Annotated in this window: 19 protein-coding genes; 10 read left to right on the forward strand and 9 right to left on the reverse strand. The window is 55.9% G+C overall.

Annotated features, from left to right (window positions below):
• Window positions 1–9: 9 nt before the first annotated feature.
• Complete coding sequence (locus H7A51_03410) at window positions 10–762, reverse strand: 7-carboxy-7-deazaguanine synthase QueE (protein MCP5535265.1); 753 nt, start codon at window positions 760–762, stop codon at window positions 10–12.
• A gap of 53 nt (window positions 763–815) precedes the next feature.
• Entirely contained in the window at window positions 816–1,718 is a 903-nt protein-coding gene (locus tag H7A51_03415) for a sugar phosphate isomerase/epimerase (protein MCP5535266.1), read from the reverse strand.
• Between the two features lie 80 nt (window positions 1,719–1,798).
• On the opposite strand from H7A51_03415, the gene H7A51_03420 reads away from it, so the two are divergent.
• Window positions 1,799–2,317, forward strand: a complete 519-nt coding sequence (locus H7A51_03420; GenBank protein ID MCP5535267.1) for an ATP:cob(I)alamin adenosyltransferase — start codon at window positions 1,799–1,801, stop codon at window positions 2,315–2,317.
• A 45-nt stretch (window positions 2,318–2,362) separates the two neighbouring features.
• A complete protein-coding gene (locus tag H7A51_03425) occupies window positions 2,363–2,845 on the forward strand; it encodes a hypothetical protein (protein MCP5535268.1) in 483 nt (160 codons plus the stop codon).
• Window positions 2,846–2,858: 13 nt separating this feature from the next.
• Here the strand turns inward: H7A51_03425 and H7A51_03430 are convergent, their stop codons facing one another.
• The gene (locus H7A51_03430) at window positions 2,859–3,386 is read right to left on the reverse strand and encodes a rhomboid family intramembrane serine protease (protein ID MCP5535269.1); all 528 of its coding nucleotides are present in this window, start codon (window positions 3,384–3,386) and stop codon (window positions 2,859–2,861) included.
• Window positions 3,387–3,388: 2 nt separating this feature from the next.
• Here H7A51_03430 and H7A51_03435 point away from each other — a divergent pair, with 2 nt between their 5' ends.
• Together H7A51_03435 and H7A51_03440 are read left to right on the forward strand one after the other, a co-directional pair.
• Window positions 3,389–3,496 carry a hypothetical protein gene (locus H7A51_03435; GenBank protein MCP5535270.1) on the forward strand — a complete coding sequence of 36 codons (108 nt, stop codon included), beginning with the start codon at window positions 3,389–3,391 and terminating at the stop codon, window positions 3,494–3,496.
• A gap of 205 nt (window positions 3,497–3,701) precedes the next feature.
• On the forward strand, window positions 3,702–3,881 hold the full coding sequence (locus H7A51_03440; protein ID MCP5535271.1) for a hypothetical protein: 180 nt from the start codon (window positions 3,702–3,704) through the stop codon (window positions 3,879–3,881).
• Here the strand turns inward: H7A51_03440 and H7A51_03445 are convergent.
• Both H7A51_03445 and H7A51_03450 read right to left on the reverse strand, forming a co-directional pair.
• A complete protein-coding gene (locus H7A51_03445) occupies window positions 3,872–4,309 on the reverse strand; it encodes a 23S rRNA (pseudouridine(1915)-N(3))-methyltransferase RlmH (protein ID MCP5535272.1) in 438 nt (145 codons plus the stop codon). The two genes, H7A51_03440 and H7A51_03445, sit on opposite strands and share 10 nt — an antisense overlap.
• A gap of 23 nt (window positions 4,310–4,332) precedes the next feature.
• The gene (locus H7A51_03450; GenBank protein MCP5535273.1) at window positions 4,333–5,733 is read right to left on the reverse strand and encodes a glycine--tRNA ligase; all 1,401 of its coding nucleotides are present in this window, start codon (window positions 5,731–5,733) and stop codon (window positions 4,333–4,335) included.
• A gap of 56 nt (window positions 5,734–5,789) precedes the next feature.
• On the opposite strand from H7A51_03450, the gene xseA reads away from it, so the two are divergent.
• Window positions 5,790–7,151: an exodeoxyribonuclease VII large subunit gene (gene xseA / locus H7A51_03455; GenBank protein MCP5535274.1), complete on the forward strand. Its 1,362-nt coding sequence runs from the start codon at window positions 5,790–5,792 to the stop codon at window positions 7,149–7,151.
• Between the two features lie 5 nt (window positions 7,152–7,156).
• On the forward strand, window positions 7,157–8,143 hold the full coding sequence (locus H7A51_03460) for a hypothetical protein (protein MCP5535275.1): 987 nt from the start codon (window positions 7,157–7,159) through the stop codon (window positions 8,141–8,143).
• A 59-nt stretch (window positions 8,144–8,202) separates the two neighbouring features.
• On the opposite strand, the gene H7A51_03465 is transcribed toward H7A51_03460, so the two are convergent.
• The 3 genes from H7A51_03465 to H7A51_03475 form a co-directional block, all read right to left on the reverse strand.
• Window positions 8,203–9,237 (reverse strand): PEP-CTERM sorting domain-containing protein, encoded by a 1,035-nt coding sequence (locus H7A51_03465; protein ID MCP5535276.1) that lies wholly within the window; start codon window positions 9,235–9,237, stop codon window positions 8,203–8,205.
• Window positions 9,238–9,343: 106 nt separating this feature from the next.
• A complete protein-coding gene (locus H7A51_03470; GenBank protein MCP5535277.1) occupies window positions 9,344–10,396 on the reverse strand; it encodes a hypothetical protein in 1,053 nt (350 codons plus the stop codon).
• 189 nt (window positions 10,397–10,585) lie between these two features.
• A complete protein-coding gene (locus H7A51_03475; protein MCP5535278.1) occupies window positions 10,586–11,644 on the reverse strand; it encodes a hypothetical protein in 1,059 nt (352 codons plus the stop codon).
• Between the two features lie 233 nt (window positions 11,645–11,877).
• Here H7A51_03475 and H7A51_03480 point away from each other — a divergent pair, with 233 nt between their 5' ends.
• Genes H7A51_03480 through H7A51_03495 form a run of 4 tightly spaced genes read left to right on the forward strand, consistent with a single transcriptional unit; the run spans window position 11,878 to window position 14,958 of the window.
• The gene (locus tag H7A51_03480; GenBank protein ID MCP5535279.1) at window positions 11,878–12,285 is read left to right on the forward strand and encodes a hypothetical protein; all 408 of its coding nucleotides are present in this window, start codon (window positions 11,878–11,880) and stop codon (window positions 12,283–12,285) included.
• A 42-nt stretch (window positions 12,286–12,327) separates the two neighbouring features.
• Entirely contained in the window at window positions 12,328–13,299 is a 972-nt protein-coding gene (locus H7A51_03485) for an ABC transporter ATP-binding protein (GenBank protein MCP5535280.1), read from the forward strand.
• Entirely contained in the window at window positions 13,296–14,312 is a 1,017-nt protein-coding gene (locus H7A51_03490) for an ABC transporter permease (GenBank protein MCP5535281.1), read from the forward strand. Before H7A51_03485 ends, H7A51_03490 begins: the two co-directional genes overlap by 4 nt.
• 13 nt (window positions 14,313–14,325) lie before the next feature.
• A complete protein-coding gene (locus H7A51_03495) occupies window positions 14,326–14,958 on the forward strand; it encodes a LysE family translocator (GenBank protein ID MCP5535282.1) in 633 nt (210 codons plus the stop codon).
• 75 nt (window positions 14,959–15,033) lie between these two features.
• Here the strand turns inward: H7A51_03495 and leuB are convergent, their stop codons facing one another.
• On the reverse strand, window positions 15,034–16,137 hold the full coding sequence (gene leuB / locus H7A51_03500; GenBank protein ID MCP5535283.1) for a 3-isopropylmalate dehydrogenase: 1,104 nt from the start codon (window positions 16,135–16,137) through the stop codon (window positions 15,034–15,036).
• Between the last annotated feature and the right edge of the window lie 49 nt (window positions 16,138–16,186).

A 16,186-nucleotide genomic window follows, 5' to 3' on the forward strand; every position in this document is an offset into this window, starting at 1 on the left:
ACAGCAAAATCATACCCCCCGTGCACTTCCCCAAAGCTGGATATGCAAGCGGTCGCTGTAGCGGAAATTGTGGTCTCGACAGATGCCGGCGAGCCAGAGCCGGCGTTGCTGGAGCGTGTCGTCGTCCCTGCCCTCGGGCATCAGCAGGATGCGGTTGTGGGGCAGCTTGTAACAGCTGATCAGCTCTCTGATCTCCTCGAGGTCGTCCATCCGGGAAACAACAAATTTAAACCAGGCCTTTTCCGATGCGGCAAAGAACTTCAGGGCCCCGCCCTTGACCCGCAGGCCGATGTCGTTGCCCGAGTTTTTTAATTTCGGGGAAACATTGTACTGGCTGACGACTTGATCGAGCTCAGTGCTGGGTACGATCGTGCCGTTGGTTTCCACTTCGAAACAATAGTCGGGGTTCCTGGCAAGCAGGTGGGTGATCACACTTTGCCACGCCTCGTCCTGCAATAGCGGCTCGCCTCCGGTGAGGATGACACGGCTGCAGGGGAATGCCGCAATTTGCTCCGCCACCTGATGTGTGGGCAATTCGACCAGGTATTCCGGTTTTTTAAATTTCTGATAACCTGGCTCATCATCCTTCTCGTGTTTCCATGGTGTGTGTTCCCAGTTCCACGTATAATCCGTATCACACCATTGGCAGTGAAGATTACACAGGGAGGCCCGGACAAAGACGGAGGGGATGCCCACACTCACCCCCTCACCCTGGAGGCTGTGGAAAATTTCCGGCCCGCCATGCAGACGGGCCAGCTTGATGGTGGGTCCAGCCATGGTTGCTGAGAACTGCATTCCGTCGAATGCAGAGGTTGTTAGAGCTGCTGGAAGACGCGCTCGAGAAGTTTTTTCGTGGCGATGACCCCATCGTCTTCAGAGAGCTGGCTCCCTTCGTATTCAACACCGACATAACCTTTATACGCGGAGGCGGCGACGAGTTTCATGGCTTTCAGGAAGTCGGTTTTTGTTTCATTCCCCTGATCGTCAAATTGATGGCTCTTGGCGCTCACCCCCTTGGCATAAGGCATGAGGTCCTTGATTCCCTGATAGCGGTCGTAGCCATGGAAGTTCCCGAAATCAGGCAGGGCGCCGCAGTTGGGCATGTTGACTCCTTTGAGCACACCCGAGAGCCAGGCACCGTCTGATGACAGGCCACCATGGTTTTCAACGATCACATTGATCCCGAAATCCTTGGCGAAGGTGCTCAGCGACTGCAAACCGTCGCTTACTTGTTTGGCGAGTTCTTCACGCGAGCCGGGGCCGCCCGCATTGACGCGGATCGAGTGGCAACCGAGGAATTTGGCGGCTTCCACCCATTGCTTGTGATTGTCCACGGTCTTGGCCCGATCCTTCGGGGTCCTGGCCCCCAGCTGGCCCTCACCGTCACACATGATGAGTACGTTGCGGATGCCTTCGGAGTCGGTGCGGGATTTGAGATCCTTCAAATAGGCCTGGTCCCTGGCATGTTTTTTGAAGAAGGAGTTCACATACTCGACGGCGTGAATGCCGAATTTGTCCTTGCTGTACTTCGGAAAATCAAGGTTGGTGAGCTGTCCTTTCTGGAGCGCCCTGTGGAGTGACCATTGCGCAATGGAAATTTGAAAACGGGGGTCCATGGCTTTGTTGTTTTCAGTCTGTGCCGACAGGTAGCTGCCGGTGATGGTGGCTGCGGATGCGGCGGCGGTGGTTTTGATAAATTGTCTGCGTGAGGTCTTCATTGGGTTTATGCTAGAGGCAAATCACCCCGGTGCAAGTAATTTGATGGCTACGGGACGGTGGCCTGTGCTAAGCAATAGCCATGAGTATTATTACCCGCAGGGGAGACGATGGACAAACGGATGTGATGTATGGTGGACGGATGCCGAAACTCTCTCCCGAGGTGGTTGCCTGTGGAGCGGTGGACGAGTTGACCTCGGCCCTGGGGATGGTGAGGGTATCGGGGGTTCCCGATGAAATCACTGGACAAATCGATACCATCCAGGGGCATTTGGTGGCACTGATGGGTTTGCTTTCCGTGCCAACCGCAAAACGGGAAAAATACCTCGCGGACGGTTATCCGTCGGTCACCAAGGAAGACATCGATTGGTTGGAGTCGATTGCAGTGGAAATGCCCACCCAATTCGACGGCTGGGCGCGCCCCGGTGCCAGTGGTGATGCCGGAGCGGCATGGATGGATATGGCGCGGGCCGTTTGCCGCCGTGCCGAACTCGCAGCGTGGGGCCTCGGCGAAGGCGCGTCCATGGAGGCCTGCCGCTTTCTAAACCGGCTTTCCGACATCCTCTGGCTTTGGGCGCGGAAACTGGAAAAAGACACGTAAAAAAAATCCATTGCCATTTCGTTTGGAACATTCATGATGACCGGCATGAAAAAATACATCAGCCTCCTCCTCTTCCTATCGGTCACCCCTTTCCTCCAGGCTCGCGACATCACTCCCAAGTGGCGTGATACCATGGAGATGAAGGAACTGGATAAAGCGAGGAAAACGGCTGAATCCGAGAAAAAGCTGATCACCATCCTGGTGACCAACAAAACCTATGACTCCGACACCCAGGGGGCACAACAGGTGGTCGATGTCATCGAAGATACGATCAAGGCACTGAAAACCAGTTCGATCATCGTCAGGACTTCTTACGAAGAGGCCGGGAGTCTGAACCAGGGGGATGAATTCAACATGGCTGTCATCGACGGTCTGCGGAAAGCCGGCAACTCGCTCCCCATGATCATTGTCATCAACCCGATCGATAAAAAGCTGGTACAGGTGATCCCGCCCAATGAGGTGCTGCAAGATGGTAGCAAAGCATTCCGAGACGTCAAAAAGGCCGCCCGCAATTTGAAAAAGAAGTAGCCCGGCCTGCCAATCAGTCCACCTGGGCAAACAGGTAAACGATCCCCACGCATACCAGGGTCATCGACAAGCTGGCGGCCAGCCAGTACCAGCCGCGTTTGCTGCCCTTGCATGCCCACAGGCCGACCAGGAAGCCAAACACCATGCCGGAGATGTGGGCAGCGTTGCCAATGGGCAGCATGCCACCCCATGTCAGCAGGAAACAAACACCTTGCCAGAGCAGGAACCAGCGCAGGGTGCTGCCATTGAATCCTTCCAGGAAACCCGTGTAGCGCGGCCAGGCACCCCAGATGAAACCGCCCATCGCATAAACAACTCCCGAAAAGCCGATGCCGGGTCCGTCAATGACCTGGCTGAGCGTTGAGCTGACAAAGGCAGAGACCACAATGAAGGCCGCCGTTTTCATACTGCCCAGTCCTCTTTCCATCAACGTGCCAAGCCGGACCAGCCACAGCATGTTGAATCCGACATGCCACAGCTCAAAATGAATAAAGGCCGAGCCAATCAAACCCCACCAGCGCCCTTCGTGTAAATCCTGCATCGATGTCATGCCCAGTTTGTGGGCAAGCTCGTAAACATCGAGTGTGCCCGTCCTGTCTCTATTCAGCAGGAAAAAAACAACCAGGCACCATAGCAATACGGCATAGGTGACGACCGGCAGTAGGTCGCCAAAGCGCTCGTAGAGCCTCGACCGGTAGGTCGGGCCGGCGTCAGCCGGGTTGTCCGGTGGAAATTGGAAACGCATGAACGAACGCATGCCGGTTTTGTGTCAGCTTAGGTGCCGGTGGGCAAGAATAACATATCAGCTGGAAAAATAGCACTTGATTCGTTGCCGCGGGAGGTTATCCTCCCTCCCATGAGCAAGATCCTCTACGTTTTACTGACTGCCGCTTTCCTGCCTCTCCTTTCCTGTGGACAGAACGCACAGACGGCGAAAAAGCCCGTTGGTCCTAAATCGGACGAAAGCGACATGCCTTGGAACCGTCCCACCGGACCCGAGGGGGCTGGGGCACTTGGGATCCTTGATCAGCGGTGATACGGCTCGCCACGCTGGATGGTGGCGATGCGATAGAGTTGTTCTAACAGAACGACCAGCGCGAGTTCGTGCTGGAGTGTCAGCGGGGATAGTGCCCAGACCATATCCGCCTCGTCCCTGAGTTCCTGCGTATGCCCGTCCGAAGCTCCGATCAGGTAGCTGGCGCGTTTGACACCACGCATTTCCCAATCGTGGATGCGTTGGCAAAGCTGGTCAGTTGTCAGGCTTTCGCCGCGCTCGTCCATCACGATCCGCAGGGTGCCTGCACTCGCCTCGCGGAGGCGCTGGGAGACCTCCTCGCTGCTGCCGTCCTTGAGGTGTTTAAGCTCGTAGGAGCCGTAGCGAGTGAGTCTTTTAAGATACTCGGCGGTGCCATCCTTGCAGTATTTTAAGGCAGGCTTTCCGGCTACGAGTATCTGGTGTTTCATAGGTCTTATAAGTCCTATGGGACCTATACGATTCTAGCCAATAGCCACGGAAGCAGCTCGCTGATGGCAACGCGCTCCTGCTCCATGGAATCGCGGTGACGCACGGTGACGGTATCGGTGAGGTCCTCGCCGTTCTCGCCTTTTTCTCCGAGGGTCTCAAAGTCGATGGCGATGCAGAAGGGGGTGCCCACCTCGTCCTGGCGGCGGTAGCGGCGGCCAATCGCTGCCGCTTCGTCATAAAAGATATTCATGTGCGGTTGCAGCAGCGCCTTCACCTCCAAGGCCTTCTCCACCAGCTCCGGTTTGTTTTTCAGCAGTGGCAGCACGGCTGCCTTGATCGGGGCGATGCAGGGTTTGAAACGCATCACGGTGCGCTCGTCCTGCTTGCCACCCTCCTTGGTGAGGTCCTCGACATCGTATGCCTCGCAGATGACGGCGAGGACGGTGCGGTCGCAACCGGCGGACGGCTCGACCACATGCGGGATGAAGCGCTCCTTGGTTTCGGCGTCGAAGTACTCGAGGTTCTTGCCGGAGTGCTCCTGGTGTTTACCGATGTCGTAGGCACCACGATATGCCACGCCTTCAAGCTCTTGCTGACCGAAGGGGAATTCGTATTCGATGTCGTAAGTCTTCTGTGAGTAGTGGGCGCGGTCGGCTTCTGGAATGTCTAACACATGCAGCTTCTCACGTGGCACACCGATCTCATCGTAAAATTCCAGCCGTTTTTCCAGCCACTCATCGGTCAGGCGCAGGCCGTCCTCGGGTCGGCAAAAGTATTCGATCTCCATCTGCTCGAACTCACGCGAGCGGAAGGTGAAGTTACGCGGGTTGATCTCATTGCGGAATGCCTTGCCGATCTGGGCAATGCCGAAGGGGAGTTTCAACCGTGTGGAGTCCAACACGTTTTTATACTGCACGAAAATCGACTGTGCGGTTTCCGGGCGTAAGTAGGCGACGGCTTTGGGATCGTCGTCAGCAGCGGCGGCGCCGAGCTTGGTCTGGAGCATGAGGTTGAACTCTTTTTGCTCGGTGAGCTCGCAGCTTTTATCCTCGCCCTTGGGAAGCTGGGCTTTTTTCTCGCAGCGGGGGATTTCCTCCAGTTGGTCGGCGCGATAGCGTTTATTGCAGACTTTGCAATCGACCATCGGGTCGGAAAATCCGCCGACGTGGCCGGAGGCGGTCAACACCGCCTGGTGGGTGAGGATCGAGCCGTCCATACCGACGATGTCGTCGCGTTCCTGGACGTTTTTGCGCCACCAGAATTCCTTGAGGTTGCGTTTGAGCTCGGCTCCCAGCGGGCCGTAGTCCCAGCAGCCGTTGAGGCCTCCGTAGAGTTCCCCGGATTGGAAGATGAAGCCTTTGCTTTTGCAAAGGGATACGATTTTTTCCATACGTTCTGTGTCAGTCTGGTCTTTGTTGGCCATGGCGGGGGGAGATATAAGAATTAACAACTAAGAGTCAAGACTTTCAGGTTGTCATCATGGGCGGGGGAGTGGATGCTCTGCCCGTGGCCGAGGCAATGACAGTGACCCGTCTGGTCAGACGGATGAAAAACCTGCTCGAAATCGAGATCGGTGAGATCTGGGTGGAGGGGGAGATCAGTAATCTGCGCCGACAAGCCAGCGGGCATTGTTATTTCAGCCTGAAGGACGAGGGCGCGCAGATTTCCTGTGTGCTTTTCCGTGGTTCGGCGGCGAGGGCGAAAGCCCAACCGGAGGACGGTATGCAGGCGCGGTTGTTTGGTGAGGTTTCAGTGTATGAATCCCGTGGCCAGCTGCAATTGATAGTCAAGCAGGTCGAGAATGCCGGCCTGGGGGATTTGCAGGCGAAGTTCGAAGCCCTGAAGCGCAAACTTGATGCCGAGGGCTTGTTTGATCCGGCTGTCAAAAAGTCACTGCCGAAATTCCCCAGGACGATTGCTCTGGTGACATCTCCAACAGGTGCCGCACTGCAGGACATGCTCAACATCCTGACCCGCCGTGCCCCGTGGGTGCAGCCGGTCCTTTATCCGGTGACGGTGCAAGGCAAGGGGGCGGAGCTGAGTATTGCCCGTGCGATCGAAGAGTTAGGGAATCCTGAAAAATATGGCCTGCCCCGCGTTGATGTCATCATCACAGGCCGCGGCGGTGGCTCGCTCGAGGACCTATGGAATTTCAACGAGGAAGTGGTTGCCCGCGCCATTCATGCCTGCCCGGTCCCGGTGGTGTCGGCTGTCGGGCATGAGATCGATTTCACCATCTCCGATTTTGTCGCCGACATGCGTGCCCCCACCCCCAGCGCTGCCGCCGAGTTGGTGGTACCAGACGGGGCAGAACTGCGATCGAAGATCCGGCGCTCGGCTGATGCTGTGCAGCGGGCGGTGGCGAACCGGCTCAGGCATGATAGCGCTATTCTGACCTCGGCACGCCGGGCCCTGATGCCGCGTGATGCCGAGCGGGCATTACGCGAGCCGATCCAACTACTGGACGGGCTGCGCGAAGACTTGAAAAACGCCAGTGACTACCGTTTGGAAGCCATGCTTGGCAGGTTGAAACAAGCAAGCATGCTTCATGCCACCCATCACCCCAGGCGCGTGATGCAGCGCCGGGGAGAACGTCTCGACCACGCCCGGACACTCCTGGAGCGGTCGGGAAAAAATGCCCTGCAACACGCGGATGACCGGTTTAAAAGGTTGGCATCGTTGATCAAGACCCTCGGTCCCGACTCGACCTTTGCCCGTGGGTTTTCAATCACCATGGATGAGGCTGGCAATATCCTGACAGATACGGCGCAGGCCAGGGAAGGTGACCTGTTGATAAGTAAGTTTGCTGGCGGGGAACTAAGGAGTCGGGTAGAAAGTTAGAGGTCATGGCGCCTAGTAAACTGAATCCTCAAGATGCTTTTGACCTGGTGACGCGTCGACAGGGTAAGGAGTTGCCCGTCACCAAGGACCCCAAGGACATTGAGGCCGGTTTTGGTGAAAAGAATGCACGGTCGGAGGAGCCGAAACCACGCTGGAGGCGTTACTTGCTGTTGCTGGTATTGACGGTGCTCGCTTGCATCGTCGTGGCTGGTATATTCTCGTTTTACTGGTTTATTTCCACTCAATCCGAGCCTGGCTCCGCAGAAAAATCCCCCCTTGCAGCGGCACCTGCTGTGATTGATGAGGCCAAGGCCAAGGAAATGATCGAGGCGAATCTGCGGGCGTTTTTGCAGGCGGAAACGAATGAGGAAAGGCTGAAATATGTCTACATGCCGGAGGATGAAAAGCCGCAATTGGATGTCTACTATAACGAGCGTGGGCATGTGCACACGCCGGCATGGAAGATCGAACGTATGGAACATGTGAAATCCGTCCAGGGCGATGTGTGGTTTGTGGTTTACCGTGATCTCAATAAGATACAGCGATTGGTTTCCTTCCAAAGGTTTGGAGATCACTTCCTGCTGCATTGGTCGGCCATGACCGCCTTCTGCGAAATCCCCTGGGAAAAGTTCATCGTGCAACGCCCCTCGACCCCGGTGACGATGCGGTGTTATGTGAGGCAATATCAAGGTCAGTGGCCATTGGGTATCCCGTCAGACCAATATCATTGTTTTCTCATCGAGGACCGCGGTGGACTGTTCTCAGAATTAGCGATCATGGACCGTAGTAGCGTGGGATACACGACCTTGAAGGGGCTGCCGAATGCCAGTCGGCATCCAGTGACCCTGGAGCTTGGCTATCATCACTTCCCTACCAACGGAAGGGGGGGTGAAATTTTGGAGATTCAATCACTCAAACACCTGCGCTGGCAGCAAATGTCGATGGACGCCCGTGTGCAGGGGCTGGAGTTGGAAACGCCCGATTACGAGTAAAAATAGACGGCCTGCTGACATACAAGCCACCATGGGTTGATAGAAAACAGACGATTACATTAACTTCTCCGTCTAAACCCAAGCATGGCAATGGCTGACCCGAGTAACAGGGCGCCGGTAGAGGGTTCGGGCGCGGGAACCGCCATATCCCAGCCCATCACGTCAAACGCTTGAAGATCAAGCATGGTGACAGTGTTAGTCTGGCCTGCCGGGTTGGCTGTGGGGTCCATGATTCCAAGTCCAAGGTTGTCTTTCCAGTGACTCGCTTGATTGCCGTCGCCATTACTGCTTCCCGTTGAGAACAGTCCGAGGTTTGTGGTGCCGCCATCGACAGAAAAATAGGATGCGGTTCCCACAGATAGATCGTGCACGCCATCGGCACTGAAGCGGAACATATCGAGACCCGACCAGACACGGAAGTTTTCCAGACTCTGTGGGTTGTCCATAACGAAATCGACAGTATCCACACCACTGCGAAAACCAAGGCTATGGCCAAGTTCATGGATGGCGACCCCAACAAAATCCTGATGACCGGCATCGACGCCGTCCGAGTTATCGAAGTCCCATGTAAACGAACTGCTGAAGGTGATACTTGCGTCAGAATCACCGGCTCCTCCGGTGAAGAGGCCAACGGCCTTGGCGGTGCTGGTGTTAAGATTGAGAATCCTGTTATTGCCACTGTCGTCGCTGTCCGTACCAAGCACCATTGTGCCGCCACCTGCCGGGCTGTATATTTGCGTGATGTAGGTAAGTCCACCAGCGCCCGACAAGCCGGGGAGATTGGCCACAGCGGTAGCGTCGATTGTCGAAGTGGCATCTCCACCCAAGGCCGCAAAATAATCTGAAACGGAGACTGACTGGGTGGTCGATCCCGCTGAGCCGAGGACGCCTGCACCCAGTGCGGCAAAGTCGATGTCCACATTCACCGTGACGTTGTCGGTCAGAACACTTTCCCAGTAATCCGCAGCAGCCTGAAAGCCATCGATGGCATCTTGTGACATTCCCGCAGCAGGGACGAGGTTGATGTTCAGTGCGAAGGACGTAGCTGGCAGGCAGCAAATGAGGGCTGTAGTGCCTAGATGGGATAATTTCATCTGGTGTTGTCTGGTGTGTGTGTCCACGAATTCAATAGGTGTTCTACCTAAATGGCAACGTAATTTTTCAGCTCCCACTAACACAATTGGGCAGGATCATAGGAAATCAACGCTTTCTCCTTGGGATGACCATCATCAGGGCTCCTGCCAGCAAAGCGATCGTCGATGCCTCGGGAACCGACTCAGGTGCGCTGAAGCCGATGTCAGTGAGAAAGGCCAGGTCAAGCTCGGTAAGTTCCTTGCGGCTGCCCGGGGTGATGGACGGGGAAATCAGGGCTTCTTGCATGACCCCGTCGCTGATACGCGCACTCATCAGTCCGCTCAGGGCATGATGGCCGTCGCTGGAAATGAGGCTGGATGTACCGGCGGCAAGGGAAGCCTCGGTGCCGAGCCATTCGGTGCCGTTGATGAGGTTGTCCCATGTCTCGGAGGTGCCGAGGCCTATCGCGTGTAGGATTTCGTGCAGCGCCACCGAATAGAGATCGGTTTTCCCGGCGGCGACGGGTGAATAGGCATCGTAATGCCAGAAGCTTTCCAGGGTGGCGTCCGAATCGCGGGAGCCGTTGTTGTCGGTGTCGGAGTCGAACCAGAGGTTGCCGACCGAGAGGCCGTAGCCGAGTTCGTAGCGTCCAATGTAACCGGCATAGTTGGCTGCACCAGAGATGGTACCCATCGTCGGGCCGCTGCCCCGCGGCATGGAGGCGTTGGAGGCGGCTTCAGCGAGATCCACAGCATCAATCCACTCGTGGGAATAACCAGCCCCGGAAATGATCACACCGGCTCCGCCGGCACCTCCCTGACCAAGTGTCTGGCCACTGAGTTTGCGGGTGCCCACATAGATAACGACGGTGTCCTCGTCGATACTGGGTTGGCTGATCGTTTCATGGGCTCCGGTGACAGGATTGATGTAGCTCCATGACCAGTCGAACCGCGCTGTGGTGCTGCCATAGGTGCCGCTATAGAGATCACTACTGATCCTCGCCATGCTGTTGGTAAGCAGGTCGCCGATGTCCTTGGCGGCCTTTTCCACGGCCGAGGCGGCTTTGGGATTGGATGAGAAAAACTTGTCCGCAGCCTCATCGTGGAAGAAATCCAGCTGAATGTTGAGACCCATTACCGAGGTGGACAGGGATAGTAGGGCGACACACACATGTTTCATATCGGGCAGCAGTTAAATGACTGCCATAGCACGTATGAACTTTTTCAAATTTCATCAAGTAGAATATTACTGAAAGCTAAAATATAAAAAAACAAGCATCTTGTCACTGGTTTTTTGTAAAGAAATGCATCGGGAGGGCTGTGCAGGAGGGGTTTATTTCTAAAAATAGGCCGCGCTGACAGGGGGGGGCTACCGTGTTTTTTTCCAAACGCCGGCCAGGCTGGCAAAACAGAGTAACAGCAGCGCGGATGGTTCGGGCACTACATCCAGGGTGTCAAAGCCAAGGTCACGAAGAAACGCAAGGTCCAGCGCGGTGAGCTCCTTGCGCTCCCCTGGCACGATTCCTAGAGACAGGGCACTGCTTTGGTCGAGTCCATCGTTTACGCGCTGGCTCACCAGGCTGTCAAAGGGGTGATAGCCGTCATCGGCGATGAGCTTGGAGCTGGCTGCCAGACTGATGCTGTCGCTGCCGAGCCTGTTCTGGTTATCGGTCTTGGCGTTCCACGTCTGGGATGTCCCGGCCCCGAGGACGTGCATGATTTCGTGCAGTGCCACCGAATAGAGATCCGTTTTTCCGGCTGCCACCGGGGTATCGGCATCATAGTGCCAGAAGTCTGAGAGTATGGTATCGGAGTCACGCTTGCCATCATTGTTAGTGTCGGCATCAAACCACAGGTTGCCCACTGAGATACCGTATTCGAGGTCATATTTCCCTTCATAGCCAGCATAGTTGGCTACTCCGGAAATGGTATTGATGAGCGGACCCGCACCACGTCTCATCGATGTGTTAGAAGATGCTTCGGCGGCATCCACGGCACCAATCCACTCGGTGGGAATGCCCGCACCTGTGAGTTGCACAATCGCACCACCTGCTCCACCACGACCGAGTGAATGGTCGGTCATCGCCCGCGTGCCGACATAGATAACGATGGTGTCGGCTTCAATACTCGGGTTGGTGATGACCTGGGTGGCCCCGGTGACGGGGTCGAGGTAGGTCCACGACCAGTCGAAGCTGGCAGTGGTTCCGCCGTTGCTGCCGGAATAGATGTCTTTATTGATTTGATGGAGGCTGTTAGTGAGTATGTCGCCCAGGTTTTTGGCGGCTTTCTCGACAGCTGACCGGGCTTGGGGATTCGTCGCAAAGAAGCGGTCAGCATGCTCGTCGTGGAGGAAGTCGAGTTTGATGTTGAGCGCCATCACAGGGGTCAAGGTGATGAATGGCAAAATTAAAAAACCTGTGTGTTTCATGCCCATTTAACTCGGGATTGATTGAAATTTAGTATTTATTTAATATTTATGCAAGGATAATAATGTCTTTTTAAAAAGAGTGCCGTCCGGGCAGGGTGGGCAGTTGGCTCAGGGGTGTTTTTTGTGCGTGCATTACTCGGGCGAACGAGTAGGTCTTCGGCAGGTCGCATGCAGGCCGTGTCCGGACGTCAAGAGGAGTCGACCACAAGTTTACCTGCCAGACCTATCAACCGATGCACCATCAGCGATCCAACCATTCTTTGCGCCTCTTGAGGAGGGGCGCCTACCATGTCCTTGTCAATGTAGTCATGGGGATCAGTGCCCTGGTGGCGGTGGGGTACAGCACCTATCAATATAACGAAACCTGGCTGTATGCGAGTCTTGGCCTGCTCGCATTCTGGTTGATATCACTGGTGGTTTTTTATATCAAAGGGTCGGAGCTGCGCTGTTCTCTCTGCATGACGCCCATGTGGTCGGGTAGAAAATGCCAGAAACACAGAAATGCAAAAGCCGTGCTGGGCAGCTACCGCCTTGCTGTCGCGCTTTCCGTCCTGTTCAAAGGTCACTATTGCTGCCCTTACTGCGGTGAGACGTTTAGTGCGAAGAAAATCAGGGGCGCCGAGCGCACAGGTCGCCGATAATTAACAATTGATAATTGTCCGGGCTGGTGTTTGATGACGCCCGTGCCTGAAGTTGTCATAGATATTGCGGAAACCCGGAAGAGATACCGTGGCGGGGTGGAGGCCCTGCGCGGAGTCTCGTTGCAGGTCCCCCGGGGTGGTATTTTTGGCCTGCTGGGACCGAACGGCGCCGGTAAAAGCACCCTGGTGAAAATCCTGATGAGCATTGTGCGGCCGACCCGGTGCTCGGGCACCATGTTAGGTTTACCCGTGGGGCACAAGCCCACCCTGGCCAGAGTGGGTTACCTGCCTGAACACGCGCGGTTTCCTGAATACCTGAAGGGGGGGGAGGTGATCCGTTACGTTGCCGGGCTGTCCGGTATATCACGAGCCTCCGCAAAAAAGAGAACCGGGGAGTTGCTGGAATTGGTGGGCATGCAAGACTGGGGAAACCACCGGATGGGCACCTACTCCAAGGGAATGAAACAACGCATCGGCCTTGCCCAGGCACTGGTGAACGATCCGGAGATTGTGTTTCTTGACGAACCAACGGATGGGGTGGACCCCAAGGGGCGACTCGAAATGAGAACCCTGCTGCAACAAATGCGCAACGAGGGTCGGACTGTGTTTATCAACAGTCACCTGCTAGGAGAGTTGGAGATGATCTGCGATAGTGTGGCGATCATGGACAAGGGGGAGATTGTCAGGCAGGGCACGATCGCCGAGCTGACCGAAAAAAGCCAGCGTTATGAACTCCGAATCCAGGGTGATGTTTCTGCGGACTTGCAGCGTAGGATGCAGGCGGATGGAATCGAGGTCGCAGGGCATACCCTGAGTGTTTACCAGCGGGATCCCGGCCCCATGCAGCCGGTGATTGACGCCTTGCGCGCAGAGGGTGTAACCATCGTCGAGATGGGGGAAGTCCGGCAGTCGTTGGAAGAGCTTTTTATGGAGTCTGTCGGAGACGGCGGGGTGGGCGGCACCCGCAAAGGGGCGGCACCGCCGCAATTGCCAGGAAAGGAGCATTCACAATGAGGCAAATTCTAACAATACTGTGGGACTCATACCGCTTGTTGGCGGCGAAGAAGCTGTTCTGGGTGGTGTTGTTCCTTACGCTGTTGATAGCGATGACCTACGCTTCGGTGGGCTTTACCCCGCAGGGGATCTCGGTGCTTTTCGGCGCCTATCACATTGAGAGTGATGTGATTGTGGAGGGGAGTATTTTTGCGGAATACCTCTACATGATGCTGTTTACCGATTATCTTGTGCCGCTCTGGCTCGGATTGTTTGCCCTGGTCCTGGCCTTGATTTCGGTGTGTCCCGTGTTTCCCGATTTTCTGACCGCGGGATCGATTGATGTGGCGATTTCAAAGCCGATGAGCCGGGTCACCTTGTTCCTTGTCAAGTACCTGGGCAGTCTGTTGTTTGTGGCCATCCAGGTTTTTGTGTTCTGCCTGATCGTCTTTATTGCCCACGGCGTGAGGATGAATGCGTGGAACCTTGAGATTTTCTGGGCTGTGTTATTACTGACCTTTGTGTTCAGCCTGATTTACTCGGTGGCGGTGCTTACGGCGGTGTGGACGAGATCCACCCTGTTTTCCCTGTTGATGGCATTGTTGGTATGGGGGGTGACACTCGCCGTCCAATGGACCGAGAGTGTGATTTACAAGTTCACCTACGTGGCACCGGCATCCGGCTTGTCCGTGGATATCGGTGACGGGCAAACCCGGAAAACCGGCGAGCAGCTGGAGGTGGACGAGGGGATGGAGAAATTCTACCGTATTGTGAAAGCGATCGGCACCCCGTTGCCCAAGACACGGGACGCCACTTATCTCTTAAAAAACAAGGTGACCGTACGCGGCAAAAACATGACCAAAATGTCCGAGTTCCTTGAAGCCGGAGCCACGCCTCAAGAGCAGCGCGAAGCCAAGGCGATGGAGGATTATGATAACCGGCATTCGGCGGCCTACATCATCGGCACTTCGTTAGCCTTCGAGTTCTGTATCCTCGGAGTGGCGTGCTGGATGTTTGCCCGCAAGGATTTCTAACAATAATGGGAAAATGCCCGGGTGGACTGGAGAGTGGCTGGTTTTTGTAGGTGTGATGGCGCTTGGGCAGTTCAGCCCGGGTCCCGACATGTTGCTGCTGACCCGCACCGCGTTGGCATCGGGACGTATGCCCGGGTGCTGGACGGCCATCGGCATCGCCTCTGGCTTGGCGGTGCATGCCACCATTGCTGTAACAGGTGTTGCCGCCATCCTCGGGCAAGGCGGGTGGCTGGTTGTTTCCCTGAAGTGGGTCGCCGCTGCTTATCTCGTCTGGCTAGGTTGTCAGCTGATCCGCAGTGGCTTGAAATCGGGTCGACTGGATGTAGGTGGCAGCATGGTGATCGATGAATCGGCGTCGGCGTGTTGGAGGCGTGGCCTGTTCTGCAACCTGTTGAACCCGAAAGTCGCTGTCTTTCTTGCCGGAGTGACCGCGCCTTTTCTGGTCATCAAGGATACACCACAAGGGTGGCCTGTGATGTTGTGTGTGACGATTGTGTTGGAAGGCTTGCTCCTTTGGTGCGCGTGGGTCTTCCTGTTGCAGGCGTCAGCCGTACGCGAGCTTTATCTGAAATCGGCGCACTGGTTCGACCTTGTCTTTGGAGTGGCTTTGTTAGGCGTGGCCGTGGCTCTGGTATGGACCAGGTAGGGCGGCTTTGCAAGCTGCCGACAGGGTGTGCGTCCTTGGGTTGCTTGGCGACAGCTTGCAAAGCCGCCCTACTGTCTAGATCGCATTCGCAATCGCCTCAGCCATTGCCACGGTGCCCACCTTGGTTTCACCTACTTTACCGGTAAACAGGTCACCGGTGCGGAGTCCTGAATCAATCGCCATGTTGACCGCGGCTTCGATGGCATCGGCAGCGTCGTTTTCACCGAGCGAATAGCGCAGCATCATGGCGGCGGAAAGGATCTGGGCAATCGGGTTGGCAATGCCTTGACCTGCAATGTCGGGAGCGGATCCCCCCGAGGGTTCATACATACCGAAGTAGAGGCCGTTGTCGTTTTTATTGCCTAATGAGGCGCTCGGCAGCATACCAAGGGAGCCGGAGATCATCGCCATTTCATCAGAAAGAATGTCGCCAAAGAGGTTGCCGGTGACCAGCACATCAAACGAGCCGGGCTGCTTGATGAGCTGCATGGCTGCGTTGTCGACGTAGAGGTGGGAGAGTGTGACCTCCGGGTATTCCCTGGAGACTTCAATGACCGTTTCGCGCCACAGGACGGAGTTTTGCAGGACGTTGGCTTTGTCGACCGAGCAAAGACGTTTGTTGCGAGCCATGGCGGCGTTGAAGGCGATGTGGGCGATGCGGATGATCTCACTTTTTTTGTAGACCATGGTATCGACGGCAACGGGTTCGCCATCCACCACACTGATGCCTTTGGGTTGGCCAAAATAGATACCGCCGGTGAGCTCGCGCACGCAGAGGACGTCGAAACCATTCGGGATGAGTTCGTTTTTGACCGGTGACGCATGGGTCAGCGAGGGCAGGCAGACACCCGGGCGAAGGTTGGCAAAGAGGTTGAACTTTTTGCGCAGTGGAAGTAGCGCGCCACGCTCGGGCTGTTGATCGGGCGGGAGTTTTTCCCATTTAGGACCACCCACCGAGCCAAAGAGAATGGCGTCGGCCTTTTCGCAGGAGGCAACCGTTTCCCCAGGAAGCGGGCAACCTGTGGCATCGATGGCGGCGCCCCCGACGAGCTGGACGTCTTTTTCAAAGGTGATGGCAAACTTCTCGCTGACTGCGTCGAGCACAAGCATGGAGGCGTCCATGACTTCAGGGCCAATGCCGTCGCCGGCGAGTACGGAGATCTTATAGGTCGTTGACATGCGGGCTCTGTAATCACATTTCGAACAAGTTTGAAGTTTATTTAACAAC

Source organism: Akkermansiaceae bacterium, assembly GCA_024233115.1.
GTDB lineage: Bacteria > Verrucomicrobiota > Verrucomicrobiia > Verrucomicrobiales > Akkermansiaceae > Oceaniferula.

What these genes read in the sequence shown, in the direction of transcription:
- H7A51_03460 (MCP5535275.1), top strand. Translation starts at nt 7,157, where the DNA reads ATGGCGCCTAGTAAACTGAATCCTCAAGATGCTTTTGACCTGGTGACG.
- H7A51_03465 (MCP5535276.1), bottom strand. Translation starts at nt 9,237, where the DNA reads ATGAAATTATCCCATCTAGGCACTACAGCCCTCATTTGCTGCCTGCCA.
- H7A51_03440 (MCP5535271.1), top strand. Translation starts at nt 3,702, where the DNA reads ATGAGCAAGATCCTCTACGTTTTACTGACTGCCGCTTTCCTGCCTCTC.
- H7A51_03480 (MCP5535279.1), top strand. Translation starts at nt 11,878, where the DNA reads ATGCACCATCAGCGATCCAACCATTCTTTGCGCCTCTTGAGGAGGGGC.
- H7A51_03495 (MCP5535282.1), top strand. Translation starts at nt 14,326, where the DNA reads ATGCCCGGGTGGACTGGAGAGTGGCTGGTTTTTGTAGGTGTGATGGCG.
- H7A51_03430 (MCP5535269.1), bottom strand. Translation starts at nt 3,386, where the DNA reads ATGCAGGATTTACACGAAGGGCGCTGGTGGGGTTTGATTGGCTCGGCC.
- H7A51_03445 (MCP5535272.1), bottom strand. Translation starts at nt 4,309, where the DNA reads ATGAAACACCAGATACTCGTAGCCGGAAAGCCTGCCTTAAAATACTGC.
- H7A51_03415 (MCP5535266.1), bottom strand. Translation starts at nt 1,718, where the DNA reads ATGAAGACCTCACGCAGACAATTTATCAAAACCACCGCCGCCGCATCC.
- H7A51_03435 (MCP5535270.1), top strand. Translation starts at nt 3,389, where the DNA reads ATGTCATGCCCAGTTTGTGGGCAAGCTCGTAAACATCGAGTGTGCCCG.
- H7A51_03425 (MCP5535268.1), top strand. Translation starts at nt 2,363, where the DNA reads ATGAAAAAATACATCAGCCTCCTCCTCTTCCTATCGGTCACCCCTTTC.
- H7A51_03475 (MCP5535278.1), bottom strand. Translation starts at nt 11,644, where the DNA reads ATGAAACACACAGGTTTTTTAATTTTGCCATTCATCACCTTGACCCCT.
- H7A51_03470 (MCP5535277.1), bottom strand. Translation starts at nt 10,396, where the DNA reads ATGAAACATGTGTGTGTCGCCCTACTATCCCTGTCCACCTCGGTAATG.
- H7A51_03420 (MCP5535267.1), top strand. Translation starts at nt 1,799, where the DNA reads ATGAGTATTATTACCCGCAGGGGAGACGATGGACAAACGGATGTGATG.
- H7A51_03450 (MCP5535273.1), bottom strand. Translation starts at nt 5,733, where the DNA reads ATGGCCAACAAAGACCAGACTGACACAGAACGTATGGAAAAAATCGTA.
- H7A51_03490 (MCP5535281.1), top strand. Translation starts at nt 13,296, where the DNA reads ATGAGGCAAATTCTAACAATACTGTGGGACTCATACCGCTTGTTGGCG.
- xseA (MCP5535274.1), top strand. Translation starts at nt 5,790, where the DNA reads ATGGGCGGGGGAGTGGATGCTCTGCCCGTGGCCGAGGCAATGACAGTG.
- leuB (MCP5535283.1), bottom strand. Translation starts at nt 16,137, where the DNA reads ATGTCAACGACCTATAAGATCTCCGTACTCGCCGGCGACGGCATTGGC.